The sequence below is a fragment of the Parageobacillus caldoxylosilyticus genome, assembly GCF_019272935.1.
Classification (GTDB): domain Bacteria; phylum Bacillota; class Bacilli; order Bacillales; family Anoxybacillaceae; genus Saccharococcus; species Saccharococcus caldoxylosilyticus.
Genome location: NZ_CP040553.1, coordinates 444,845 through 470,699 on the forward strand (window position 1 = coordinate 444,845; position 25,855 = coordinate 470,699).

Sequence of the window (25,855 nt, forward strand, 5' to 3'; positions counted from 1 at the left end):
ACAGGCTCTTTTTTATCTTCATAGCAGCACATACGCTATCGGCGTGGTGATGATAAGCGTCAAAATCGTCCGCTCGGCCCAAATGACTAATAGCTTTGGAATGCTGATCGGGATTTCCGTTGCCAAAATGCAAGGAATAACAGCGGAAAAGAACAAAATGGCGGAAATCGAAACGACCGCGATGATGAATTTAGTGACAAGAGGTGCTTCCGTTACAAGCAAGGCAGGCAAAAACATTTCCGCAATCTCGATCGCTGATGCTTTGGCAGCAAGCAATGGCTCCGGAATTTGCAGTAGCAGGGTAAACGGATAGAAAAGATAGCCAAACCAGTCAAACAGAGGCGTATATTCGGCAAGAAGCAGCCCAATCAGCCCGACCGACATAATCGACGGCAAAATGCTCATCGTCATGATAAAACCATCTCTTAAGTTTTCCCATACATTCTCCCAAAGCCCTTTCGAGTGCTGCACCGCTTTCATCGCTTCCGACCATGCTTCTTTCATGTAGTTTCCCGTAACTTTTTCCTCAGGGTCACCTTTGCCATCATAATAATCATCGCTCATTTTGCTTAGCGGCCATAACCGGACGGTAATAGCCGTAACCACAAAAGTTACAAAAAACGTCACCCAAAAATACGTATTCCAGATGTTCATCAGCCCCAATGTTTTCGCCACAACGACCATGAACGTCACCGATACGGTCGAAAAACCCGTGGCAATTATGGCCGCTTCTTTAATCGTGTATTTTCCTTCTCTAAATACTTTGTTGGTAATGAGCAGCCCAATCGAATAACTTCCGACGAACGACGCGACAGCATCAACCGCCGAGCGTCCCGGCGTTTTCCAAATTGGCCGCATCACCGGCTGCATCCACACTCCGACAAATTCCAAAAGCCCGTATCCGACTAAAAGGGCGAGGAAAACGGAACCGATCGGCACTAACAGACCAACGGAGATGACGAGTTTATCGTACAAAAACGGTCCCATGTCCGGTTTGAACAGCCACGACGGCCCGGTTTTAAACATTAACATTACCGCTACCATTAGTCCTAATAGTTTTAACAAGGAAAAAACGATCGCAACCACATCTTTGTTCCACGTTTTAGTGTAAAACGGATATACAGCGCCTAAAGCAATCACGATGAGCGCGTAATACGGTACAAGCGCCGGAAACTGCATACGTATCCATGAGACGATATGGTCGAGCATAATCGAGGACGTCTTCCCGATTTGCACGGGAACGAAAAACATGAAAATGCCAATCGCGCTGTAAACAAAAAACTTCCAAGCCTGACCAGTGGAAGTTTGTACCGGCAGCGAAGACTGTTTGCTTGTATTTACTTTCATTTTCCCCACCACCTCGCTTTCATTTGTTTAAAAATTCAGTTTTTTATGGTTAAAAAGCACGCGCGCCAACACGTGCTTTTGATTGCCAACGCCTAGTAGCAAAGCCTCCCGCTTTTCACCACCACCCGTCCGTTTTTAATCACCGTATCAGTATGGTTCATGCCGTAATGGTAGATGAGCTGCATATAATTCGGGACGTCGAAAAGGACCAAATCGGCTTTTTTCTCGGCTTCAATGCTTCCGATTTCGCGGCCGCGGTTGATCGCGTGAGCAGCGTTGATCGTGACGGCTGCCAGCGCTTCGGCAGGGGTCATGCCCATCTGCAGGCAGCCGAGGTTCATGATCAGCGGGAGCGATACGGTTGGCGAGGAGCCGGGATTGCAGTCGGTGGAAAGCGCGACCGCCGCGCCGGCGTCGATGATCTTGCGGGCGTTGGCGGCCTTGGTCATCAGGAAAAACGCCGTGCCCGGCAGCAACACCGCAATTACCCCTTTTTCTGCCATGCGGCGAATGCCTTCGTCCGAAGCGCGCAGGAGATGGTCGGCGGAAACCGCCCCGACTTCCGCGGCCAGTTCCGCACCGCCGTACGGTTCGATTTCATCGGCGTGAATTTTCGGCATCAGCCCGTACGCCTTTCCCGCTTCCAAAATGGTTCTTGCTTGTTCCGGAGTGAACACGCCTCGTTCGCAAAAGACGTCATTGAATTCGGCAAGTCCGAGCTCGCTCACTTTTGGAATCATCTCTTCGACGATGACACGGACAAAACCGTCGGGATTGTCTTTCCACTCGGCGGGCACGGCATGCGCTCCCATAAACGTGCGCACGACATCGACGGGATGGTTTTCATCGAGCTTTTTCGCCACCGTCAGCTGTTTGACTTCGTGTTCAAGACTCAAACCATAGCCGCTTTTCGCCTCCACCGTCGTGACGCCGTGAAGCAAAAACTGATCGAGCCGCCGCTTGCTTTCTTCGTACAATCTTTCTTCTGATGCTTCCCGCGTCGCTTTGGTTGTCGCGTGAATGCCGCCGCCGGCGTTCATAATTTCCATGTACGTCGCCCCGCTAAGACGCATCGCGAATTCGCTTTCGCGGCTTCCCGCGTATACGAAATGCGTGTGCGGATCAACAAGCCCCGGCGTCACTGTTTTCCCTGTCGCATCGATGATCTCCGCTTCCGCGATCCGCTCTTGAAATCGTCGCGAAAGCTCCTCATCCGTTCCGACAGCGGCAATTTTTCCGCCTTCTACCCAGACGCTGCCGTTTTCAATGATAGAAAGTTCGTTCATTTTCTCCTTCACGAGCGGGGCCGTGGAGCTGCCGGCCAACGTCACGAGCTGGTTGGCGTTGCGGATAAACAACGGGCGCATGCACCTTCCTCCTTTCGTTTATTTCAGCATCGGCATATGGATGCCTTTTTCCTTCGCCGTTTGGATGGCGAGTTCATAGCCGGCATCGGCATGGCGGACAACGCCAAGGCCCGGGTCGGTCGTTAGGACGCGTTCGAGCCGTTTTTCCGCTTCTTTCGTGCCATCGGCGACAATGACCATTCCCGCATGAATCGAATAGCCCATGCCAACGCCGCCGCCATGGTGCACCGATACCCAGCTTGCACCGCCGACCGCGTTAAGAAGCGCGTTTAAAATCGGCCAGTCGGCGATCGCGTCGCTGCCGTCTTTCATTCCTTCCGTTTCGCGGTTTGGCGAGGCGACGGAACCGGAATCCAAATGATCGCGGCCGATGACGATCGGTGCTTTCAGCTCGCCTTTCGCCACCATGTCGTTAATGATTTTGCCAAATTTCGCCCGTTCGCCGTAGCCGAGCCAGCAGATGCGCGCCGGCAGCCCTTGAAACTGGATTTTCTCCCGCGCCATGCGGATCCAGTTGCACAAATGTTGGTTGTCGCTGAATTCGCGCAAAATGACTTCATCGGTTTTGTAAATGTCTTCCGGATCCCCTGACAGCGCCACCCAGCGGAACGGCCCTTTCCCTTCGCAAAAGAGCGGACGGATGTAGGCAGGCACAAAGCCCGGGAACGAAAATGCATCCTCTACCCCTTCATCTTTGGCCACTTGACGGATATTGTTGCCGTAATCGAATGTCACCGCGCCTTGTTTCTGCATGGCGAGCATCGCTTTGACATGTTCGGCGATCGATTGTTTGGCGCGGCGGATATATTGCTTCGGATCGCGCTGGCGCAGCTCAGCCGCTTCCTCGAGCGTCACGCCTGCCGGAATGTAGCCGTTAAGCGGATCGTGGGCGGACGTCTGGTCTGTCAACACGTCCGGAATAAAGCCGATTTCGATCATTTTCGGCAGCACTTCCGCCGCGTTGCCAAGCAGGCCGATCGATAGCGCCTTTCCTTCTTCCTTCGCCTTTTTCGCCATCTGGATCGCCGCATCGAGTCTGTCGGTCATCGTGTCTAAATATTTCGTGTCAATGCGGCGCTGGATGCGGGCTCGGTCCACTTCGACGGCAATGCAGACGCCGCCGTTTAACGTGACGGCGAGCGGCTGCGCCCCACCCATGCCGCCAAGACCTGCCGTCACCGTAATCGTGCCTTTTAGCGTGCCGCCATAGTGCTGGCGCGCCACCTCGGCAAACGTTTCGTACGTGCCTTGCACGATGCCTTGGCTGCCAATGTAAATCCAGCTTCCTGCCGTCATTTGCCCGTACATAATCAATCCTTTTTTATCGAGCTCATGGAAATGGTCCCACGTCGCCCAAGCAGGCACAAGGTTCGAGTTGGCAATTAACACCCTTGGCGCATCGGCGTGCGTTTTAAACACCGCGACCGGTTTTCCTGACTGAATGAGCAGCGTTTCATCGTTTTCTAAGTTTAATAGCGTTTCGACAATCGCCTCGTAGCACTCCCAATTGCGCGCCGCTTTGCCGATGCCGCCGTAGACGACCAAATCTTCCGGGCGCTCGGCCACCTCTGGATTTAGGTTGTTGTTTAGCATTCGCAGCGCGGCCTCTTGAATCCAGCCTTTCGCATGCAAAGTCGAGCCGGTGTATGCCTGCACCGGCCGGTGTTTTGCTGCCATCGCGATCCCCTCCGTTTTTTCCTTTTTTAAGCAAGAAAACTGGCAGCTTGCCATCAGAATGACTATAGTCCTACTTAGCCATTCTCCTTTTTATTTATCAAGAATTATAAAATGAAACCGTTCGCAAATATATGCATCCCATTTTTAAAATCGTATATAAATTTTTGAATTTTATACCCAATAGTGAAATGAAATGGCCATTTTGCATCATTTTCTTTAGATTTTTTTTATTTTTTTCGATTTACAAAAAAAGAACCGCTCGTCATTGCGGCTCTTTGCGCTGTTCATCGCGGTATTCGGTTGGCGTCCTCTTCATTTCTTCTTTGAACACACGGATAAAATAGTGCGAGGTGCGAAAGCCGGTTTGATGGGCAATCTCTTTTATGGACAGCTCCGTCTGGGCAAGCAGGCGCTTTGCCTCTTTTATTCTTGTTTGCGTCAGCAGCTTGCGAAATGAAATGCCTCGTTTTTTCATTAACAAATGACTGTAATACGCCGGGCTTCTTCCGACAGCCGCGGCCACTTTCCCAAGCGTTAAATCGGGATTACGAAAATGTTCTTCTATATAGCGGATTCCTTTTTCGATGACATCGGTACGCGCCTGCTCTTCCGCCTGTTTCGCGCGATCGAGCAACCTATAGAGAAAAAGAAGCATTTCCTGCACAATGCGGTATAAGACGCGGTTGTATAAAATTTCATGAAAAATGTGCATATAGCCGCGTTCCGTCTCGCCGCGGTCAAGGTGATACGTTTTCATAAAGCGGCGGATTTGTGCCAATATGCTCGTCAGCCTCGTCCGCACCATTTCCGGGTTTGGAAACGGCGTCGGCATATGCAAAAATTCGCGATGCATCCACGTTTTGATGGCCTGCTTGTCAAACCGGTGCAGCATGTCAATCCATTGCCGCTGCTCTTCCGGCGTTAAAAACGGGTCGAGCTCCTTCCAGCGTTCATATTCAGGAGCGGGGGCAATCACCTGCCGGTACCCGATAAAAAACGTCGTTTCCAATAAGCGACGCGCCGTTTGATATTGAGTACGCACCGTTTTACCGCCACCAGGCGGCAGCACGACGACTGCCAGCGGCTCCGTGTGCTCCGCCTCCCAGTCGCGCAGCAGTTTCCATGCCTCTTCTTTCATATCGCCCGATACACCGGAAAGCAAACAGACAACCATATTCGACAGCGGCAGCACGCGAAGCGGATAACGAAACGGGTAATGCGTTAAAAAGGAAACAATGTCCCGCCATTTATTTGGATTTTCTGTTTGCAGGAGCAGCAGCGCCACATCTGCCGCTTCCACTTCTTCAGAAAAGAGCGAACGGTACGAATAGCGTTCCGCATCGTTGGAATGGATCGGATCGAGGCGTTCTTGGCGGACGAAGGAAGACGCCGCTTTTTGAAGGCACTGCTTCAGCTTGACTGGCTCGAGCGGTTTGACGAACAAATCGACACATTGCCATTCAATCGCCTGTTTCGATCGGGCAAACGTTGCCTCGGCCGTAACAGCAATCGTTTTTTGGCAAAACATTCGCACGTATTTCGCCATTTCCTTCCAATCGTCATGGGAAACCATGTCCAATTCGAGGTTATGAATAATGTTTAATTCATTCAAACATATTAAAATCTTTTATTAAGCATTATTCTTTGTTAAGCCACATTGAGCTTAACAGGGTGTAACCCCACACCCTCTACTCCATTTGCAAACGCATTTGGAGATACTTTCTTAATAATCTGATAAGCCCCATTTACATCTGCATTAATTAAAATTCCTTTATTACTTCTAAACAAACCTCTTTTAATTCTTCTACTTTTATTATAATTTTCTTTGGTTGGAGCTTCTCCATCCAAGAATGATGTTCCACTTGTATATAATTCATCTGTTAATACAATCTTGATTCCAACTTCTTCACATTTGTATTGCAACTGATGAATAAACATATCATAAGGAATTTGTACAAATGATTGATTTAATCGTTTCCCTAAATTAATTTCTTGTTTCCAATTGTCATTTTTACCAATAATAACCGTATCGATATTATGCTTAACACACCAATTTACAACATATCTACTTGCTTTGTGCATGAAATCTTTAATCTTATTATTTCGTTTTAATGTTAATTTTTCTAATCTTTTACTCCGATCTAGTCCATTTTGTTTCTTTAAAATGCTTTTAAAATATGATAATTGTTTGTTGTAGTATTGATTTATGGATTTGATACCTTTGCCATTAATAACAATCGGTGTTTCACCGATGTTATTTACCATAGTTACAAAGTTATCTAATCCTAAATCAATACCTACAACACGATTACTTTCACGAATTATATCTGGAATTTCTTTTTTATAAACAACTTCAATTATGTAAATACTTCCCTTTGGTACAATTCGCACTTGTTGTAAACCTTCTGTAACTTTTGTCTTTAACTTTAAATCGGTTTTAGGAAATTTAATATATCCATCTTTAATTTTGCATTGCTGATTTGTAAAGATGACAATATTACGCCCATTTTTCTTTTTATATTTCGGCAGTTTTGGTTTGCCTAAATATTTTTCTTTATTCTTACTCCAATCCTTAATGGCTTGAAAGAATGATTTCCAATTTCTATCTAACAACCGTAAGATTTGCTGGGATGTTTGAGAAGGTAACTCTTTATAAACTTCTTCGTGTTTTAACATTTTATCTAATGAATTGTAACGAATCCATTCATTGTTATTTATAAACTCTTGTCTAACAATATAATTAGCATAATTGTATAAATTCTTTGATTTAAAACATAAGTCGTCACACATCTTCCATAATAAATGTGTTTGTTTGATTTGATGTTGTTCTACTCTTGTGATAAACAATTATTTCACCTCTCTTTCTATAAGCTCTTGAATTTTCTTTTTCTTTCGTGATGAATACAATTTCATCGAATAACAATGCAATAAACTTACTATTTCTTCAAATATTTCTTGAGAATCTAATTTTTCACTACCAATTTCAGACATCACAACAATTTCAGTATTAAATTTTTTAAACAAATATTCAAACAAATCAAAACCAACACGACTTAATCTATCTTTATATGTAATAACCACTCTTTCAACTTTTCTGTCAATAATATCATCTAACATCTTAAAAAAATCTTTTCGTTTTTCAAAAGAAATTCCACTTGCCACATCAGCAAACACCCCATGAATTTTGTATCCTTTAGAAAAACAAAATTGTTTCAACAACTCTATTTGATTTTCTAAATCTTTCTTTTGTTTAGGCGTGGATACCCTTGCGTATATATATGTTTTTCTTTCTACACCATCAAGCAATAATGAATAAACACTATCTTCATCATAATCATATCTTCCATTAGGAAGAACTTTCACTTTAATAATTCCATCTTTTACATATTTAGTTAATGTTTGTCTTGTTATTCGAAGTAGTTTCAAAACTTCATTTGCTTTCAATTTATGCACCTCCTTTCATACAAAAATGTAGCAAATATCAACAATAAAATAAACATATTTTATTAAAAAATTTTAATATTTTATATCAATTTTAATATTTTATCAGACTATATATAGCAGCTCCGGTGTTTCCTTTTCTAATATCCTCATTGTCTTCTCGACGGTATTGGCAGTGTAAACGCGATAAATGGGCAGCGAATAGGCGGAAACAAGCCAGCGGATCGCCGCGCTCTCGTTTTCATCCCGCTCCGCAATCAATAGTTTCATCGGCTTCACCGACCTGTCGCCGCCCGCTGGCGGCGATGGAAATGAACGAGCGCTTCCATGCAGAAGGCGGCTGCTAACGCAATCGTTTTTCGATTTTCATCAACCAACGGATTCACTTCACAAATATCGAAACTGATCGTTTGCGGCTTGGAAATAATATAACGAAGCAGGGCGCGGACGATTTTCGGGTCAAGCCCGAACGGCGAGGGCGCGCTCACTCCCGGCGCCGCGCTTGCACTCAATACATCCATGCAAAGCGTCAGCACCAACACATCATAGTTTTTGATAAAATCATCAATGAACTCATACGCGCGTTCTAATTCTTCCAACGTCAATTCTTCCTCGAGCATGTACGTGCATCCGTATCGCTTCGCGGTTTCAAATAACGCCGCTGTGTTGCCTAGCGTCTGAATGCCAAGGCAGCAGTATCCCGCGTTTTCATCTTCATCTAATATTTGGCGAAACATCGTTCCCGATGACGGCCCTTGTTCATATGGGCGCATGTCAAAGTGGGCGTCGATGTTGATAATGCCAAGCTTCGTTTCCGGACCGACCGCCTGCCGCACGCCGAGATAATGCCCGTACGCGGTCTCATGTCCGCCGCCGATGACAACCGGCGTGATGCGATGGCGGATAAGCCGTTCTATCGCTTGCCCCAAATGTTTCTGGCTGTTTTCCAGCTCTTCCCCGTCACAAGCAATTTCGCCCGCATCGTAAAGTGTTGCGTCAGACGGCAGGTGCCACGGCAAGTTCGCCAGCGCTTTTTTCACTTCCACCGGCGCGTGATACGCTCCTTGGCGCCCTTGGTTGCGGCGGACCCCTTCATCGCATTGGAAGCCTAATAAAGCAAAGGCGTTTTCTGCCTGCGCCTGTATTTGCCTCATATCAAGCAGACGAATCTTTTGATGGACGCGAAAACTTTTTTCCTCGCTTTCACTGTCGATCCGACCCGTCCATCTCTCCTTGTCCGGCTGTTTGTACATAAAACGCGAACCTCCCTGCTATATGTGCTATATGCTCTGTACGACTCATCTATATCGGAATATGACCCTTTACCACGTAAATGATGTCCCTTCTTCCTCTTTCTCTCCTGCTTCCTTTATTTCCTCCTCGTTTTGCCGCCTATTTTTAATGTGCTTCATACAAAAATACAGGAGCTTTTTTCACTGGCGATCTCCATCCCTTTTCTGTTTTGCCATTTGCCGAAATTGCACCGCGCCATTCTGCAATGAAAACGGGATTAAGACGTGTAAATTGGTTATTCACTAACATTACGCAACCCCTTCCCTATAAAAAAGGAAATCTTCTCATTTCCGCGAATAAGGTAATATGAGATCTTACCATTTTTAATGAAAGGGTTGTAGTTATGTCAAAAACCGTCAACTTGCATGAAGTCATTGCGGGAAAAAGCGCGCCGCCAGCCTGTGATACGTCGCTTGGCGTTCAATTAGTGGAAACTGGCGAAGGATATGCGAAAGGAAAATGGACGATCGGGGAGCATTTGCTAAACGGCAACGGTGTCATTATGGGGGGATTTGTCAGTGCGGCGGCCGATATTATGATGGCGTATGCGATTACGACGTTGCTTCATGAGGATCAAACATTTGCTTCGATCAATCTACATACGACGTTCCACCGCCCGACTGTTGTCGGCGAAGTGGAAGTCGAAGCGAAAGTGGAAAAGTTTGGGCGCACCGTTTCCTATCTGACCGCCGTCTTAACGCAAAACGGCAAAGAAGTGGCAAGCGCCGTTTCCTCGGTGATGATCATGCCAAAGCGGTAAAAAAGCAGGATGACCTCCTGCTTTTTGTTTGCGAATGGATGCGTTATTTTTGTCCAAACGTCTTCGGCATCACGACCGCCACAACTTCGCCGCGCGCGCAAAGTTCTCCATCGGCGAATACTTCCGTATCTACTTTCCACTTTTTCGGATGAATTTCTTCGACGGTTCCTACCGCCCTAAGCGGCACCCCGTGCGGCGTCGGCTTGACAAACTCCACCTTCAGCGAAGCGGTGACAAAACGCGGCGGAGCCTCGCCGTCACCAGGTTCATGACCGTTTTTGCGATGCAGCGCCAGCGCGGCCGAACCTGTTCCGTGGCAGTCGATCAGCGAGGCGATCAATCCGCCATACACGAAGCCGGGAATGGCGATATGCTCAGGACGCGGCGTATAAATCGTGACCGTTTTTTCCCCTTGCCACCCAGTGCGAAAATGGTGGCCGTGCTCATTCATCCGCCCGCATCCGTAGCACCAGGCAAATTCCTCTGGGTATTCGTCTTGAATCGCATGTTTTACTTGTTCTTCCATGGTTTCTCCCACCCCTTTCCTTTTTAGTATATCACATGAGCATATCGCTTCCTTTTCCTTTTATTTTCCTTTACAATAGTAATAGTTTTACAGAGAATGGAAGTGATTACAGCAATGAAAGTGCTTGAAACATATATCGTCGCAGGACTGACCGGTTTGCTGTTTTATCATCTCCATTCCCCTATTCCTTGGATGCTCGGGGCCATTACCGGAATGCTTGTTTGGAAAACGGTCATCAAGCGCCAAATAGCGGCGCCAAAGGCGTTGTCCAATAGCGGATTGATTGTATTAGGCACCTACTTTGGACTGTCGTTTACAAAAGAGACGCTGTTGACAATTGCCCCATATATTGTTCCGTTTCTCGCTGTCGCTGTATTGTTGATTGTGATCAATATTATGAACAGCATCGCAGTGACAAAATGGACACATATTGATAAAGTGACAAGCGTGTTTGCATCGGTTCCGGGCGGGCTGTCGGAAATGGTGGCTGCCAGTGAATCGTTAAACGCCAATACTGCTTTAGTGACGATTTTTCAAACGATTCGTTTGTTAACGGTCGTTTTTCTTGTGCCAACGGTCGTTGTCCATTGGCTGAGCGGAGATGCGTCGTCAGGAAGCACAGCCGCTCAGGCGGCAGCTGCTTCTTCCGATGGTCATTACGCTTGGTTTTTGTTAAGCATTTTCGGCGCTCTTCTTTTACGAAACATCATTCCGGCGGCATACGTCGTTGGACCGCTTGCCGTAACGGCAGGGATGCATGTGGCCGGGGTAAACTTACCGTCACTGCCTGCATGGTTGATTATTTTGGCGCAAATTAGCGTCGGAATGAACATGGGCAACCGCATTACGTTAGAAGATATTAAGCTTGGCGGGAAATTTAGCTGGGTATATTTCTTGCTTGCTCTGGTATTAATTGCTCTATCGTTCGGATGCGGCTATGTATTTGCGAAATTAACGGATCTTCCGCTGTCGACTGCGCTGTTGAGCCTCGCCCCAGGCGGACTGGTGGAAATGGCATTAACGGCGCAAACGGTCGGAGGAGATCCGGCAATTGTCAGCTCCTTACAATTTGTGCGTTTTCTTCTTGTCATTATCGTCGTACCGAACGTGTTGAAATGGGTATTTCGAAAATTCCCGTATATCGCCGAAACGTCATGAAAAAACCGCTCTGTTCAAAGCTATAACAGAGCGGTTCATTTTTACTTGGCTGGTTCGTAAAATTCGATCCATTCTCCATCTGGTCCAAGGAAAAACAAATATTTTGCCCCGTTTGGCAGCGTCGTAATTTCTTCCCATACAAGCGAAACTCCGAGGGACTGCAGCCGTTCTTTTTCTTGTTCAATTCCTTCAACGGTAAAGGCGACGTGATGCACTTTTCCTTCCGTCGGCAAATTCGGATTATACCCCTCGATCAATTCGACAATGACCGAGCCATCCAATCCTAAAAACGACAGCTTCATCGAACCGTTTGTATGGGTCATTTCACTTAGCAATTCCAAACCGACTACCTCTTGATAAAACTTTTTCGATGCTTCGATGTCTTTTACTTGAATGCCGACATGTTCAAATTTTTTTACTGCCATTTTTGTTCTCTCCCTTTCTATCACCTTTTTAAACTTGCGAAAATACGGCCCGCAAATATGGGGTCATATGTACCAATGAAATTCCTTTTGCCGCCAGTTGGCCAAAAATATAGCGGTCAAGCGCATAAGGACCAGCGGCTTTCCATTCTTCCACTTCTGCAAACGTCAGAAGAAGCGAAAACATCTTCCCTTGCGTGTATCCGTATAGATGGAAAACATTTTGGCTGCAATCAAAATGAATCGCTGCCTGTCTGTCAAACTGCAAAAGCTGTTTTTGGACACAACGGGCGACATGGGAAGCAAACGACGTTGCCGTTAAGTGAGCCGCCATATAGCTGCGAAGCGAATCTTCTTCCCTCACTCGGCATTCCCTACCTCCTTCTTTGTTTTGTACATAAAAACCCCTTTCGCTATGAATGATGCGAAAGGGGTCAGCCGCTCTTATCATCCAAAGCGAAACCGCTTTGCGGGTAGGAGCACCTTGCAAAACGCAGGTTGCTGTGGAGTCATCGAGCCCGGTCTCTCGTCCACTCTTGATAAGACTGTATGTAATTTTCCTCTATCTTACCACGGTATCTTAATGATGACAATCATTTTTTGTTTTTTTACAAGGGAAAGAAGGAGAGCAAAGGAATCTCCTTCTTTCCGATTTATTATTGCGCTACTTCCGGCTGCTCCGAAGTAACAGCGACGTCTTTCCATGTCAATTTCGAACTAGGGTCAACCGTAAAGTTTTTCACGCGATTGTTTACCGCATAAATAATCGAGCGGTATAGCGTCGGGATGACAGGTACTTCTTCATTCATTAACGCTTGCCATTCGTTGTAAATTTTCTTGCGGTATTCTTTATCAAACGCTTGCTCGGAATGGCCTTTTTCTAATAATTCATCATTTTTCTCGTTTACCCAACGAGAGTAGTTGAACATGACGTTGCGGCCATATAATCCATACGGGTCCACATCGGTTCCTGTGTACCATGCTGCGGCGAACACATCGACTTTCGGGTTATCTTTTTCAACCATGTCATAGAACGAGTTGAATTCCGCCAAGCGGCCATCAACCAGTTGCACATTCAAACCGACGTCTTTCCAGCATTGCATGTAAAATTTCGCCAGCGGTTCGGCAATATCCCCGCCGCTCATTGACAGGAAGTTAATCGTAAACTTCTTGCCGTTTGGATCTTCACGGAAGCCGTCGCCGTCGACATCTTTATATCCGGCTTCATCCAGCAATTTTTTCGCCTTTTCTGGATCATACGTGTACCCTTTTGCGTTTTTGTCATGATATCCAGGGAAAGATGGCGGAATTAACGTTGTCGCCGGGAAGCGCAAGCCGTGATATAGTCTGTCTGCCACTTCCTTGTTATTAATCGCATACGCCATCGCCTGACGAAGCTTTTTGTTTTGGAACTTCGGATTATCCATCACGTTTTCTTGCTTTTTCGCATCCCAATGGCCAAGTTTAAACCCAATGTAATTGTAAGCTAAATCAATTTTACCAACAAATTGAATGTTTTTTGTCCCTTTCGCGCTGACATATTGATCTGTCGGGAATTCGGCAATGTCAATTTCTCCTTTTTTAAGCGCCTGCAGCACAACTTGCGGGCTGACTACCTTCAAGATAACACCTTTTAAGTTCGGCTTTCCGGCCCAGTAATCGTCGTTGCGAACAAATTCAACCGATTCGCCTGGAACGATCTTTTTCACTTTAAATGGACCAAAGCCAATTGGATGTTTGCGGATCTTATCCGATTTCGCCAAATCTTTAATCGGCACATCTTTTAAATAATGTTTCGGAAGCGGATATGCCCAAATGCCTGTTAGTACAGATGGATTGGCATGTTTCCATGTAATGGTTAATGTTTTGTCGTCAATGACTTTAATTCCGGAAATTTTATCCGCTTTCCCGCTATGGTATTCGTCCATGCCGACGATATCCTGGATGAGCGCATCTCCGTAGCGGACGCCCGTATAATCTTTATTGCCGATGACTAAGTAGGCATATTCTAAATCTTCCGCTTTGACCGGTTCGCCGTCATGCCATCTGACATTATCTTTAATTTTGATCGTCATCGTTTTTTTGTCAGCAGAAAGTTGGTATGTCGCCGCACCGTCGTTCGTAATTTCATAGTCTCCGTTTGTACGGAAGAGTGATTCATCGAAAAATTGCAAAATTTCCGAATCGTATGTTCCTGTATATAACGCGTAGTTCAACGTTCCTTCAAATGGTGTATCGGATACTAATCCGTATTTTAATACACCATCTACGATTTTCCCATCATTTTTGACGGTCATTGGGAATTTGTTAATGTCTTCCTTTTGTGCCGTTGGTTTATTCTTGTTGTCTTTGTTGTTGCCTGTGGAGTTGCTGCTGCACGCCGTTAATCCTAGCAAAAGAACGACGAGCACTACCAAAAACCTCCATTGCCATGTTTTTCTCACTTTTTTCTCCCCCTTTATCCTAATCGTTGTCTTGCATCCGCCGCGCGTTTTAACGCTTGGCCGATAAAGTTTATACACAACATCATTACTAAAATAAGCAATGATGCTGGTAACCATACCCACCATTTGTTTTGCAAAACATCCGGATTCATCGCATAGCTGACCAGCGTCCCTAGACTTGGCGTGCTTTCCGGCAGTCCAAACCCTAAATAGCTTAAACCTGATTCAATTCCAATATTCCCGGCAAGGTTTAATGTCAAGTTGACGATAATGATCGAACTTAAGTTAGGTAAAATTTGAAAGACAATAATTTTCCAATCCGGCGTACCGAGCGTTTTCGATGCACTGACGTAGTCCAATTCCCTCTCTGCCAGCGTTTTCGCCCGAATAAGCCGCGCCTTCCCTGTCCATAAAAAGGCACTCATAATCAGAATAAACGTGAAAATATTATATTTAGGCACAATCGCCACAAATACGATTACTAGCATTAAAAATGGCAACACCAGGATAAAATCGATAATACGCATGATAATATTATCAATAACTCCCCCAAAATATCCGGCAATCAGGCCAACGGTAAGCCCAATCAAACCGGTGATCAGCGTAATCGCCAAACCAATGGTAAATGAGTTTCTTGCACCGATGATAAGCTGTCCGAAAATATCCCTGCCTCCATAATCCGTACCAAGCCAATGCTCTGCAGACGGTGGAGAGTAAATGGATAATAAGTCCACTTTGACAATTTCATCTTGGTCTAATAATAACGAAGCACCATATACAACAATCAAAATCAAGGAAAGAAGAATGAGAGAACCGAGAGCTAACTTGTCCTTCACTAACTCACGCCACATAATCGAGAGGCTTGAAGGGCTTTTTTCATTTGGCGTATGAATAGATTGCGGATCGCCTAGTTCTGCTTTCATCATTGTGTCCCCCCATTCCATTACTCAATACGAATACGTGGATCAACAGCACTTAAAATAATGTCGGACAAAAGCGTCCCAATTAAGGTTGCAAGACCAGAAATCATCACAAGCGCGGTAACAACACTGTAATCTCGCTGCAGAATCGATTGCAAAAACAATTGTCCAATCCCTGGATAACTAAAAATAGATTCGAGAAAGATCGATCCACCGATTAATCCTGTAATCTCATATCCTAAGAAAGCAGCAATCGGTAAAAACGAATTTCGTAAAATATGACGCCAATAAATGCTTGATTCTGGCACTCCTTTTGCACGTGCGGTTTTAACAAAGTCTTTCACCTTTGTATCGACAATTTCACTGCGCAAATATTGAATCGTCCCAACGGTATTGATCAGCGCTCCAGACAAAGCCGGAAGTAAAAGATGGTTCAGCTTGCTTAAATAATAAGCAAACGTTCCTTTTTCCACTTGAATATCAACGCTTCCTCCCGTCGGAAACCACCCTAGTTTAAACCCGAAAATAAACAACATAATTAACGCAAAAATAAATAACGGTGTGGCAAAGCTGACGTAGCTGTATCCAACGATTAACTTATCCGCCCAAGAGTCGGTCCATCTTCCCGAAATAATTCCTAAGGGAATCGCGATCATATACGTTAATATTAAAATCGCAGCCGATAGCAAAATGGTATTCCAAATTCGCCCAGCTAATAAATCGTTGACAGGCTGCTGATGAGTATAGGAAATACCAAGATCTCCATGCAACAAGTTTTTCATCCAACGCATATATTGAACATGTACCGGATCATTAAGTCCGAGCTTTTCTTTCATTTCCGCTAACGTTTGCGCATCTATTTTTGGATTGCTCGCCAACTGTCCTGTCAGTGCATCCCCTGGCATCGCCTTTGCCAGCAAAAATACGAGAACACTTAAAATAAATAGTTGCGGAATCATCATCATGATTCGCCGCAATATAAATTTCAGCATCGTGTCGCCTTCCTCTCTTTACGGAATCGCAACGGAATGCGTCTCAGAGATTTTCTTTAACGGGTACACCCTGCCCTCATCATCAAAGTAGCGATGGTACGACTGTTTATATTCCCTTTCAACTTCTTCGCGAAGCTGAAACTGCTGTCTTCTTTGCCGCGGGTCCGCGTTTGGAATTGCCGAAAGGAGACGCTTTGTATAAATGTGCTGCGGATGATGGAAAATTTCTTCGCACGTTCCTTCTTCGACAAATCTGCCGCGGTACATAATACCGATGCGGTCACACATATGGCGGATAATGCCTAAGTCATGGCTAATAAATAAATATGTAAGCTGAAACTCTTTTTGAATCTCTTTCATAAAATTCAACACTTGCGCCTGCACCGATACATCCAATGCGGACACTGGCTCATCAGCAATGATGAGCTTTGGATTGAGTGTAAGCGCCCGTGCAATGCCAATCCGTTGCCGCTGTCCTCCGGAAAACTCATGTGGATATTTATAAATCGACTCTGGATTCAATCCTACCCTCTCGATAAAATATTGCACTTTCCGTTTTTCTTCTTGCGGCGACAATTTTTCAAAATTGCGAATCGGTTCAGCAATAATATCGAGCACACGTTTGCGCGGATTGAGCGAGGAATACGGGTCTTGAAAGATCATTTGAATGTCTTTTCGGTACGGGTAAAACTGCCGGCGGCTTAGTTTCGTTAAATCGGTGCCTTCCAGTAAAATTTCACCTGCTGTTGCTTTAATGAGCCCGATAATCGTACGCCCCGTCGTCGTTTTTCCGCAGCCTGACTCTCCGACAAGTCCATACGTTTCTCCTTGCCTGAGCTCAAAGCTGATATCATCTACCGCCTTCACATAATCAACGATGCGGCGGAAAAAACCTCCACGTACTGGATAATACACTTTTAAATGATTTACTTTAAGAAATGCCATAGCCCACGTCCCCTATATGATCATGTGGAAAGTAGAAATGTTGATAACATGTACAGCGAACCCAATGTCCAGGTTCGACTTCTCGCAAAATCGGATTCGGTTCATGTTTTGACTCGTCAATCCAGCTGATTCGTGATTGGAATCGACAGCCTGTCCGTGGCATCTTTTGTAAGGAAGGAACGATTCCTTGAATGACGTGAAGTTTTTCTTTACGGGTTTGTGCGGACGGAATCGATTGTAATAACGAGCGTGTATACGGATGGAGAGGATGGTGGAATAGCGTTTCCACATCTGCTAGTTCAACAATTTCCCCAGCGTACATGACAGCTACGCGATCGGCCATTTCCGCAACTACTCCTAAATCATGAGTAATTAAAATAATGCCGGTTTTCATTTGTTGCTGCAGTTCTTTTAACAGTACCATAATTTGTGCTTGGATCGTCACATCCAAGGCAGTTGTCGGCTCATCTGCAATAATAAGCGACGGTTCGCAAGCGATTGCGATCGCAATCACCACCCGCTGTCTCATTCCTCCTGAAAGCTCATGAGGATAACGATGATATGTTTTTTCCGGATTCGGAATGCCGACACGTTTTAACAATTCTAACGTGCGCTGCCGTTTTTCCATCGAAGATAATTTCATATGATAGTCCATGCTCTCTTCAATTTGTCGTCCTATCGTCATTAATGGATTAAGTGCTGTTAACGGGTCCTGGAAAATCATTCCAATATCTTTGCCGCGAATTTTATTCAACTGTGAAGTAGATAACGATAATAAATTCGTTCCTTTAAATATAATGCTTCCTTCTAATTTTGTCTTTTGTGGCGGATGCAATCCCATAACTGCCAGTGCCAGCGCGCTTTTTCCGCACCCCGACTCTCCAACAATCGCCACCACTTCATCTTCATTCACCGTAAGGGAAACATCATCAACCGCAGCATAATATTGATCTTGAATTCGAAACGAAACACGTAAATGGTCTATTTCTAAAATTGGTTTTCCGGTCAATGTATTCTCCCCTTTGTTTTGTATTCTAAAAATTGTTTCTATATACAATTTTGTGATAATATTTTATTACATATTTTTTACAGATTCAATATTTTTTATTGTTTCTTCTTTTTTGTTTTTTTGATTATTTAGCACATAGTTTTGTTTTATAATTATATAGTTACTTGAGGATTTATTGCAAAATAATGGAATATTTCCGTTCATACGTATGATTCGTTTTTTATCCTTTTTCGCCACTATTTCTATTTTTTCGACAAAAGTAGAATGAAACGTGATAATATAGATTATATGATATAGAAAAAACTATCTCGTTCATGATTGGAGAGTTGCTTTATATGTGGAAAGATCAGACGCAAACTCCTTACATTCCGCTTTATTTTTTTATGCCTGCCGTGCAATTTATTTTCGATCCAGACGGTTATATCGTTGATATAAATGATTTTGCCATATCGGCGCTCGGATACAAACGCGACGAGTTAATTGGCGCGTCCCTTTCGATCATCGTTCATCAAGAAGACCAACTCCGCCTGAAACAACAAGTTCAGCTTATCCTTACACATCCAACAGATACGGCCCATACGCTGGAATTGCGAATGGTGACAAAGTCTGGAGACGTATTATTTATGCAAATGAGAATTGGCAAGAGACAATCTGATCACGGAAATATGCTTTTCCTTGCATCATGCTACAACATGGAGGAGGAAACGTACGCAAAACAGCTGTTAGCGAAACAGAAGCATATTTTAGAGCTGGTCGCCGAATATACACCACTTGAGGAAATTTTGACGGAACTCGTCCAATCGGTGGAAGAAATTCGCCCGTATATCGCCTGTTCGATTTTATTGGCCAATGAAGATGATAACCGGCTTTGCCATGGCGCCGCTCCCAGTTTGCCGCACGCGTATGTGGACGCGATCAACGGGCTCGAAATCGGCCCGTGCGCCGGGTCGTGCGGTACGGCTGCTTATCGAAAAGAGCTTGTCATCGTCAACGATATCGAGCATGACCCGTTATGGGAAAATTATCGACATCTCGCCCTGCCTCACGGTCTGCGCGCCTGCTGGTCGATTCCGATTTTTTCTTCCAATGGAAACGTCTTAGGAACATTTGCCATCTATCATGACCAGCCGTGTGAACCGCAAGACGAAGACATTGATCTCATTTATACGTTTTCTTCATTGGCCGGAATCGCGATCGAGCATGAGAAAATGAAACAGGCGCTGCAAGAAAACAGGCAAATATATGAGTCGTTATTTCATTATAATCCAGACGCCGTTTTCTCCTTGTATCTTGATGGCTCTTTTTTTGCAGCCAATGAAGCGTGTTCCGTCATCTCCGGATATAGCCGCGACACACTGCTGGCAATGAAAATCTACGATTTGATTGTCGAAGAAGATGTGCCAAAAGCGATAAAAGCATTCCGTGATACAGTGAAAGGGCATTCATGCCATATCGAACTTCGCATTCGCCACCAGTCAGGGAGCCGGCGTTATGTCAGCGTCACGTCTATTCCTATTTTCGTCAATAAAAAAATTATCGGCGTTTCTTGCATTGCGAAAGATGTGACAGAACGGACCGAACAAAATGAACAAATTCGGTATATGGCATATTACGACTCGTTGACAGGCCTTCCAAACCGGCGTCGGCTGCAAGAGCTTGTTGGTGATGTGCTTCTCAAAGCGAAAGAAAGGAAAAATCTCGGTGCGATTTTATATATGGATTTAGACGGGTTTAAATATATTAACGATTCGCTCGGGCATCGTACCGGCGATCAAGTGTTGAAAAAAGTAGCAGAGCGATTGCAGGAAAAGGTGAATCAGCGCGGCACCGTCGCTTATATGAGCGGCGACGAATTTATCATTTTATTATCCCCCATCGCTAGAAATGAAGAGGCAGTGCGGACCGCAGAAGAAATATTGGCAGCCTTTACGGAGCCGTTTCGCGTTGGCCCGCGTGAACTATTTCTTACCTGCAGCATCGGCATCGCTTTTTTCCCAGATCAAAACGCTGATGTAGATACGATCATTAGCTATGCGGATATAGCGACAAACGAAGCGAAGCGAAAAGGAAAAAACGGCTACTATATTTACGATGAGTCGCTTTTGCGGCAGCGGCTGCCCAACATCTTTTTGCTTAACGACCTGCATTATGCGGTGAAGCGGAAAATGAAGCAATTGCACGTTGTATATCAGCCGATTGTCGATATACAACAAAAAAAGCTCTCCGCGATGGAAACGCTCATCCGCTGGCGTCATCCAAACAAAGGAATGATTGCACCAAACAAATTTATTCCGCTCGCTGAGGAAACTGGGCTGATTGTCCCCATCGGCGAATGGACGGTAAGACAGGCATGCAGACAGCACGAACGCTGGCGGAAGCAAGGGCTGCCGCCGATTCGCATTGCGGTAAACGTTTCCGTAAAAGAGTTGCACGATCAGCGTTTCGCCGTCCGCATTGAAGAAATTCTGGCAGAAACGAATATGGATCCAGCATGGCTTGAGCTCGAAATTACAGAAAACATTGCTATTTACAACGAAGTGACGATTTTAAATAATTTGCGCCGCCTCAAAGAAATCGGGGTTCGCCTTGCCATCGACGATTTCGGCACCGGATATTCTTCGCTTGCTTATTTAAAACAGCTTGCGATTGATACGGTGAAAATTGATCGTTCGTTTATCGCCGACTGTCCCCACTCCTATTACGGAAGCGTGATTACGAACACGATTATTTCGCTCGCACATCATCTTGGCATGAATGTAGTGGCCGAAGGGGTCGAGCGGACCGAGCAACTTTCCTATTTGTGCGAGAAAGGCTGCCAAGAAGCGCAGGGGTATTTGTTCCGCCCGCCGGTGCCCGCCGCGGAGGCGACCAATCTGCTTCGCAACGGAATGGTCCATATATGAAAAACGCTTATTATATGAAGAAGAGGGGATCCCAAAAGTAATTGGGATCCCCCTCTTCCGAATATAGGCGGTATTAGTATATCCAGGTACAAAACATCTTACAACGATGTCTTCGTCTACGGGATATTCATGATGCCAACAAATAATGCAGTCTATTTCTTCGAAAATTTTATTTGATTATATACAAATATGCAGGGAAGAAAGGAAAAACAAAAAAGGGCAACTGCAAAAGATTGATTCCATAGTCTTTAGCATCCTCTCTTATTTAAACGCCATTGCCGCTTTGACTGCTTTTTTCCAGCCCGCATACAATGCTTCTTGTTTCTCTTTTGCCATTTGCGGTTCAAATTGACGTTCTAATTGCCATTGAGATGCAATTTCTTCCCGATCTTTCCAATAGCCGACGGCAAGCCCGGCCAAATAGGCGGCGCCAAGCGCTGTCGTTTCGTTAATGACTGGTCGCTCTACCGGCACGCCGAGTATATCGCTTTGGAACTGCATAAGAAAGTTGTTTTTTACCGCTCCGCCGTCGACGCGCAGTGTTTTCAAGGCAATGCCGGAATCCGCTTCCATCGCCGCCAGCACGTCTTTCGTCTGGTAAGCGAGCGATTCCAATGTCGCGCGAATAAAATGTTCTTTTGTCGTGCCGCGCGTCAACCCAAATACCGCGCCGCGGACATTGCTATCCCAATACGGGGTGCCAAGGCCGACAAATGCCGGTACAACATAAACGCCATCCGTCGAATCGACTTTCTCCGCATACGTTTCACTGTCTGCCGCCTGCTTAATCATGCGGAGCCCATCGCGCAGCCACTGAATCGCTGAGCCGGCGACGAAAATACTGCCTTCAAGCGCATATTCGACTTTTCCATCAATTCCCCAGGCAATTGTGGTTAACAAGCCGTGCTGCGATTGCACCGCTTTTCCGCCTGTATTCATCAACATAAAGCATCCGGTGCCGTACGTGTTTTTCGCCATTCCTTCGGCAAAGCACGCCTGCCCGAACAGCGCCGCCTGCTGGTCGCCCGCCGCCCCGGCAATCGGCACTTCGACGCCGAAGAAATGATATGAAACCGTTTTGGCATACACTTCGGAAGATGGACGCACTTCTGGAAGCATCGACTTTGGAATGCCTAAAATCGTTAAAATTTCTTCATCCCATTGCAACGTGTGAATGTTAAATAACAATGTGCGCGACGCGTTGGAGTAGTCGGTGACGTGGGCGCGGCCGCCGGAAAGCTTCCAAATGAGCCACGTGTCGATCGTACCGAACAATAAATCGCCTTTTTCTGCTTTCTCCCGCGCCCCTTCCACATTGTCTAAAATCCATTTTACTTTTGTTCCGGAAAAATAAGGGTCAATTAATAAACCAGTTTTCTTGCGGAATAAGTCATCATATCCTTGCTGTTTGAGCTGTTCGCAAATGCCGGCCGTCTGCCGCGATTGCCAAACAATGGCATTATAAATCGGCAGCCCCGTATGTTTATCCCATACGACGGTCGTTTCTCGCTGGTTCGTAATGCCGATCGCTGCTACTTGTTCCGGCTTAACTTCCGCCTCAGAAAGGACGCTGGCAATGACGGCTAACACCGAGCCCCAAATTTCATTGGCGTTGTGCTCGACCCAGCCCGGCTTTGGGAAATATTGTGTGAATTCCTTTTGCGCAATATGGACGATTTCTCCTTTTTGATTAAACAATATTGCACGTGAGCTTGTTGTTCCTTGGTCTAGCGACAAAATGTATTGTTCCATCACCAATTCCTCCCCCTGATTACATGAAAGCATTTTTTGGTTTATCATAGCTGCTTGGCGCTTTTCCTTGGCTAATGAATGTAAATGCGAGTACTGCTGCAATAGCAATAAGCACATACCAAAATGCTGCTGTCATTTTTCCTAGAAAGATAGCTTTGTAAAATAAACCGCCAAACGAACCGCCAAGAATCGGTCCAACCACCGGAACCCATGCGTAAGACCAATTGGATGATCCTTTTCCTGGTATCGGAAGCAAAAAATGGGCGATACGCGGTCCTAAATCACGCGCCGGGTTAATGGCATATCCTGTCGTTCCTCCAAGTGAAAGACCAATGGCGACAATAAGAAACCCGACGATAAATGGATTTAGCCCATCAGCAAATTTATTGGCGCCGATTGCTAAAATGCCAAGCACTAGTACAAAAGTGCCAATCATTTCGCTTATTAAGTTCGCAAAATAGCTTGGAACAGCTGGACTTGTCGCAAATACGCCAAGTTTTACGCCAGGATCGTCTGTTTCTTTCCAATGAGGCAAATAATGAAGATAAACAATGGCAGCGCCAATCATTGCACCGAGCATTTGTGCAACAATGTATTTTGGCACATCTGCCCATGGAAAATCGCCGTTAAACGCTAATGCAAGCGTTAGCGCCGGATTTAAATGCGCGCCGCTAAATTGACCAACCGCATAGGCTGCAATTGCAACCCCAAGTCCCCATCCCATTGTAATAACGATCCAACCAGAGTTTTGCGCAAATGACTTTTTTAAGTTTACCCCTGCGCAAACCCCGCCGCCAAAAATAATAAGCAGCGCAGTTCCAACAAGTTCAGCAACAAAGGATGTCATTTGGTTTCCCCCTTGTCTTTTGTTTTTTGTAACTGCCTATCATTCCCATCCCTCCGGAGGAAAACACCAGCTTTTTTGAAAGCAGCTACATTTTTTGGAAACGGATAAGACAAAAACCCACACACTTCCCCTATAAAACGAGGAATATGCGTGGGTCTCCGATTTCTCCGCCACAAACTATTAACTTACTTATAAGATTAATCAGTTTTGTAAGCGTTGTCAATAAATTTGGATTATTTTTCTTTTATTTTTGGCAAAATTTGAATATAGTCGAAATCGAGCGTATCGACCGCATCTTCAATATCAAGGCGGGTGATAAACCGATAAGACAATCCCGGCTGTGAAGGCGGAAGCGAATCAGGAATGTGATACGAAAACGGGATCTCCTTTCTCTGCCCCGGTTCGATGATAAACGTTTTCGCCACCGGTATCGTCGCAATGACAGCGTCCACTTCCTTGCCGTTATGCAACGTTTTTTGCACCAGCTCCACATCGAGCCTTGTAATCTTTTGTTCCACTGTTCCGCCGTAAATATGCAGCACCCCGTCAATGTATTCCCCAGGCTGCAGCACCGTTTTATTTAAAATCAAATCGACATACGCCGATCCGACTCCTATTCTTGACATCATTTTGCGCAATAGCATCTGTCACACCTCTTGTCCATTTCTCTTTTTCTTTCTCCATATATTACGAAGCAAAGGGAAAGTTTGTTTCGTCTATTTGCCCATAAAAAATAAACAGACTTGTGCCTCATACAGCAAAAGTCTGTTCTAAGAGCGAACAGGCAAAACAAGCTGTCATTACATTATTGATACCGCTTACAAAGAGAATATAACATGATCTTTTGTTTGTCAACCGTTATTCGTACACATTTTCGTTTTCAATAATATAATCAATACGAATAACTGGAATGTCGTTTCTTTCCACCTCGGCGACGATGAGGCCGATGCGGTCATTGTAAATGCAAAACGTTTCTTGTCCTTTACGGAACGCCGTCTCCCCATAAGAAAGCACCATGTTGTAAATTTTATTGTCAGAAAAATAACGCCTACTGACTCGATTTCCTAAACGAACAATCACATCCTTCCCCGCGATTTTTCCGCGGTACATCCGATCCATCCCCCTTTTCATTCCTACTATTCCAATGTATGGCACTTTTCTTTCATCCATTCTTACTTTTTTTCTTTTATCAAATGAATTTTGACAATGCCACAAAAAATCCCTGCTTTTTTTCCTTTTATAACTTTTTTCGGAAATTTCCTTTCTTTTTCTTGACGATGCCTTCCCATTAGTGTATAGTAAAGTCATCACATAACAGAATATATTTCAGGCAGTCAGCATGATTATACACCTTAGATTGCTGTGGGGTATATTTTGTTATTTGATAAAAAATCTTGAAGTTAGCCTGACCGGCTAAAGGTATTAGGAGGAATTCAGTATTATGCAACGTGGTAAAGTAAAATGGTTTAACAATGAAAAAGGTTACGGTTTTATTGAAGTGGAAGGCGGTTCTGACGTATTCGTACACTTCACAGCGATCCAAGGTGAAGGGTTCAAAACGTTGGAAGAAGGTCAAGAAGTTTCTTTTGAAATCGTTCAAGGAAACCGTGGACCTCAAGCTGCTAACGTTGTCAAATTATAAGGCGTTCGTTAATATAAACGAAAGAACGTACGTAATCGAAACCAGTGAGTGCTGAAAGACCGGCGTGGCGCCGGTCTTTTTTGTGTGCGCGCATATTTTCTCTTCTTTCGCGAACACTATCCGCTAGGAGGTGTTGCAAGTGGAACGGGATATCGATATTCATACCGGCTATAATGATATAAAACAGGTCGAAATGTTTGTCGAAACGGCCGAAAAAATGGTCGGACAAGCAACGATGAGCTTGGACAAGGAGATGCTCGAAGGGGCAAAACAAGCGGTTGAAAATGCCTACGCCCAGCTTTCTCGCGCCCGCGCGCAAGCGACTGGCGTGGATGAAGAGTTTTTCAAACAATGTGAACAGAAACTAGAAAGAGCAGAGCACCAATTAAATGAAGCGCTGCGTTAAGCTG

General features: G+C 45.1%; 25 protein-coding genes, 1 pseudogene and 1 riboswitch. Of the genes and pseudogenes, 5 read left to right on the forward strand and 21 right to left on the reverse strand.

Translation table 11 applies throughout. The annotated features are described in order from the left end of the window. Positions 1 to 18 precede the first annotated feature (18 nt). The 9 genes and pseudogenes from BV455_RS02245 to BV455_RS02285 all read right to left on the reverse strand — a co-directional run bounded on the left by BV455_RS02245 (position 19) and on the right by BV455_RS02285 (position 9,374). The gene (locus tag BV455_RS02245; RefSeq protein WP_218687718.1) at positions 19 to 1,347 is read right to left on the reverse strand and encodes a YjiH family protein; all 1,329 of its coding nucleotides are present in this window, start codon (positions 1,345 to 1,347) and stop codon (positions 19 to 21) included. Positions 1,348 to 1,439: 92 nt separating this feature from the next. Next, positions 1,440 to 2,714, reverse strand: coding sequence for an imidazolonepropionase (gene hutI, locus BV455_RS02250; protein WP_042410285.1), 1,275 nt, complete (start codon positions 2,712 to 2,714; stop codon positions 1,440 to 1,442). A gap of 18 nt (positions 2,715 to 2,732) precedes the next feature. Then, positions 2,733 to 4,391 (reverse strand): urocanate hydratase, encoded by a 1,659-nt coding sequence (gene hutU / locus BV455_RS02255; protein ID WP_218687719.1) that lies wholly within the window; start codon positions 4,389 to 4,391, stop codon positions 2,733 to 2,735. A gap of 262 nt (positions 4,392 to 4,653) precedes the next feature. Then, the gene (locus BV455_RS02260) at positions 4,654 to 5,964 is read right to left on the reverse strand and encodes a helix-turn-helix transcriptional regulator (protein ID WP_245005351.1); all 1,311 of its coding nucleotides are present in this window, start codon (positions 5,962 to 5,964) and stop codon (positions 4,654 to 4,656) included. Positions 5,965 to 6,038: 74 nt separating this feature from the next. Next, positions 6,039 to 7,238, reverse strand: coding sequence for an RNA-guided endonuclease InsQ/TnpB family protein (locus tag BV455_RS02265; protein WP_218687720.1), 1,200 nt, complete (start codon positions 7,236 to 7,238; stop codon positions 6,039 to 6,041). Next, complete coding sequence (locus BV455_RS02270) at positions 7,239 to 7,835, reverse strand: IS607 family transposase (RefSeq protein WP_218687721.1); 597 nt, start codon at positions 7,833 to 7,835, stop codon at positions 7,239 to 7,241. A 108-nt stretch (positions 7,836 to 7,943) separates the two neighbouring features. Continuing rightward, positions 7,944 to 8,102, reverse strand: a pseudogene (locus tag BV455_RS02275) (AraC family transcriptional regulator); the annotation flags it as partial. A gap of 5 nt (positions 8,103 to 8,107) precedes the next feature. Continuing rightward, positions 8,108 to 9,085 (reverse strand): formimidoylglutamase, encoded by a 978-nt coding sequence (hutG, locus tag BV455_RS02280; RefSeq protein WP_218687722.1) that lies wholly within the window; start codon positions 9,083 to 9,085, stop codon positions 8,108 to 8,110. A 145-nt stretch (positions 9,086 to 9,230) separates the two neighbouring features. Further along, positions 9,231 to 9,374, reverse strand: coding sequence for a hypothetical protein (locus BV455_RS02285; RefSeq protein ID WP_218687723.1), 144 nt, complete (start codon positions 9,372 to 9,374; stop codon positions 9,231 to 9,233). A gap of 94 nt (positions 9,375 to 9,468) precedes the next feature. Here BV455_RS02285 and BV455_RS02290 point away from each other — a divergent pair, with 94 nt between their 5' ends. After that, positions 9,469 to 9,885 carry a PaaI family thioesterase gene (locus BV455_RS02290; RefSeq protein ID WP_061578834.1) on the forward strand — a complete coding sequence of 139 codons (417 nt, stop codon included), beginning with the start codon at positions 9,469 to 9,471 and terminating at the stop codon, positions 9,883 to 9,885. Between the two features lie 43 nt (positions 9,886 to 9,928). Here BV455_RS02290 and BV455_RS02295 read toward each other — a convergent pair whose 3' ends face one another. Next, a complete protein-coding gene (locus tag BV455_RS02295; RefSeq protein WP_218687724.1) occupies positions 9,929 to 10,411 on the reverse strand; it encodes a PaaI family thioesterase in 483 nt (160 codons plus the stop codon). Positions 10,412 to 10,525: 114 nt separating this feature from the next. On the opposite strand from BV455_RS02295, the gene BV455_RS02300 reads away from it, so the two are divergent. After that, positions 10,526 to 11,569: an AbrB family transcriptional regulator gene (locus tag BV455_RS02300; protein ID WP_061578835.1), complete on the forward strand. Its 1,044-nt coding sequence runs from the start codon at positions 10,526 to 10,528 to the stop codon at positions 11,567 to 11,569. Between the two features lie 41 nt (positions 11,570 to 11,610). Here the strand turns inward: BV455_RS02300 and BV455_RS02305 are convergent, their stop codons facing one another. The 7 genes from BV455_RS02305 to BV455_RS02335 all read right to left on the reverse strand — a co-directional run bounded on the left by BV455_RS02305 (position 11,611) and on the right by BV455_RS02335 (position 18,301). Continuing rightward, positions 11,611 to 11,994, reverse strand: a complete 384-nt coding sequence (locus BV455_RS02305) for a VOC family protein (protein WP_017436179.1) — start codon at positions 11,992 to 11,994, stop codon at positions 11,611 to 11,613. Between the two features lie 28 nt (positions 11,995 to 12,022). Further along, entirely contained in the window at positions 12,023 to 12,355 is a 333-nt protein-coding gene (locus BV455_RS02310) for a hypothetical protein (protein WP_017436180.1), read from the reverse strand. Between the two features lie 77 nt (positions 12,356 to 12,432). Further along, positions 12,433 to 12,537: riboswitch (SAM riboswitch) on the reverse strand. A gap of 110 nt (positions 12,538 to 12,647) precedes the next feature. Beyond that, complete coding sequence (gene opp4A / locus BV455_RS02315) at positions 12,648 to 14,435, reverse strand: oligopeptide ABC transporter substrate-binding protein (protein ID WP_017436181.1); 1,788 nt, start codon at positions 14,433 to 14,435, stop codon at positions 12,648 to 12,650. Positions 14,436 to 14,449: 14 nt separating this feature from the next. Next, complete coding sequence (locus BV455_RS02320) at positions 14,450 to 15,358, reverse strand: ABC transporter permease (RefSeq protein ID WP_017436182.1); 909 nt, start codon at positions 15,356 to 15,358, stop codon at positions 14,450 to 14,452. A 20-nt stretch (positions 15,359 to 15,378) separates the two neighbouring features. Next, on the reverse strand, positions 15,379 to 16,347 hold the full coding sequence (opp4B, locus tag BV455_RS02325; protein WP_081161138.1) for an oligopeptide ABC transporter permease: 969 nt from the start codon (positions 16,345 to 16,347) through the stop codon (positions 15,379 to 15,381). Between the two features lie 18 nt (positions 16,348 to 16,365). Beyond that, positions 16,366 to 17,292: an ABC transporter ATP-binding protein gene (locus tag BV455_RS02330; RefSeq protein WP_017436184.1), complete on the reverse strand. Its 927-nt coding sequence runs from the start codon at positions 17,290 to 17,292 to the stop codon at positions 16,366 to 16,368. Then, positions 17,279 to 18,301: an ABC transporter ATP-binding protein gene (locus BV455_RS02335; RefSeq protein ID WP_081161135.1), complete on the reverse strand. Its 1,023-nt coding sequence runs from the start codon at positions 18,299 to 18,301 to the stop codon at positions 17,279 to 17,281. Before BV455_RS02335 ends, BV455_RS02330 begins: the two co-directional genes overlap by 14 nt. 335 nt (positions 18,302 to 18,636) lie before the next feature. Here BV455_RS02335 and BV455_RS02340 point away from each other — a divergent pair, with 335 nt between their 5' ends. Next, positions 18,637 to 21,204, forward strand: coding sequence for an EAL domain-containing protein (locus BV455_RS02340; protein WP_190977512.1), 2,568 nt, complete (start codon positions 18,637 to 18,639; stop codon positions 21,202 to 21,204). A gap of 261 nt (positions 21,205 to 21,465) precedes the next feature. Here the strand turns inward: BV455_RS02340 and glpK are convergent, their stop codons facing one another. The 4 genes from glpK to BV455_RS02360 form a co-directional block, all read right to left on the reverse strand. Beyond that, the gene (glpK, locus tag BV455_RS02345) at positions 21,466 to 22,956 is read right to left on the reverse strand and encodes a glycerol kinase GlpK (protein WP_081160121.1); all 1,491 of its coding nucleotides are present in this window, start codon (positions 22,954 to 22,956) and stop codon (positions 21,466 to 21,468) included. 19 nt (positions 22,957 to 22,975) lie between these two features. Next, positions 22,976 to 23,803, reverse strand: a complete 828-nt coding sequence (locus BV455_RS02350; protein ID WP_042410322.1) for an MIP/aquaporin family protein — start codon at positions 23,801 to 23,803, stop codon at positions 22,976 to 22,978. Between the two features lie 233 nt (positions 23,804 to 24,036). Continuing rightward, the gene (locus BV455_RS02355) at positions 24,037 to 24,447 is read right to left on the reverse strand and encodes a sporulation protein (protein WP_042410324.1); all 411 of its coding nucleotides are present in this window, start codon (positions 24,445 to 24,447) and stop codon (positions 24,037 to 24,039) included. 214 nt (positions 24,448 to 24,661) lie between these two features. Continuing rightward, positions 24,662 to 24,913: a hypothetical protein gene (locus tag BV455_RS02360; RefSeq protein WP_017436190.1), complete on the reverse strand. Its 252-nt coding sequence runs from the start codon at positions 24,911 to 24,913 to the stop codon at positions 24,662 to 24,664. Between the two features lie 331 nt (positions 24,914 to 25,244). Between BV455_RS02360 and cspD the strand changes: the two genes are divergently transcribed. Both cspD and BV455_RS02370 read left to right on the forward strand, forming a co-directional pair. Then, positions 25,245 to 25,445 (forward strand): cold-shock protein CspD, encoded by a 201-nt coding sequence (cspD, locus tag BV455_RS02365; protein ID WP_003251474.1) that lies wholly within the window; start codon positions 25,245 to 25,247, stop codon positions 25,443 to 25,445. Between the two features lie 193 nt (positions 25,446 to 25,638). Then, complete coding sequence (locus BV455_RS02370) at positions 25,639 to 25,851, forward strand: DUF2564 family protein (RefSeq protein WP_042410344.1); 213 nt, start codon at positions 25,639 to 25,641, stop codon at positions 25,849 to 25,851. Positions 25,852 to 25,855: the final 4 nt, after the last annotated feature.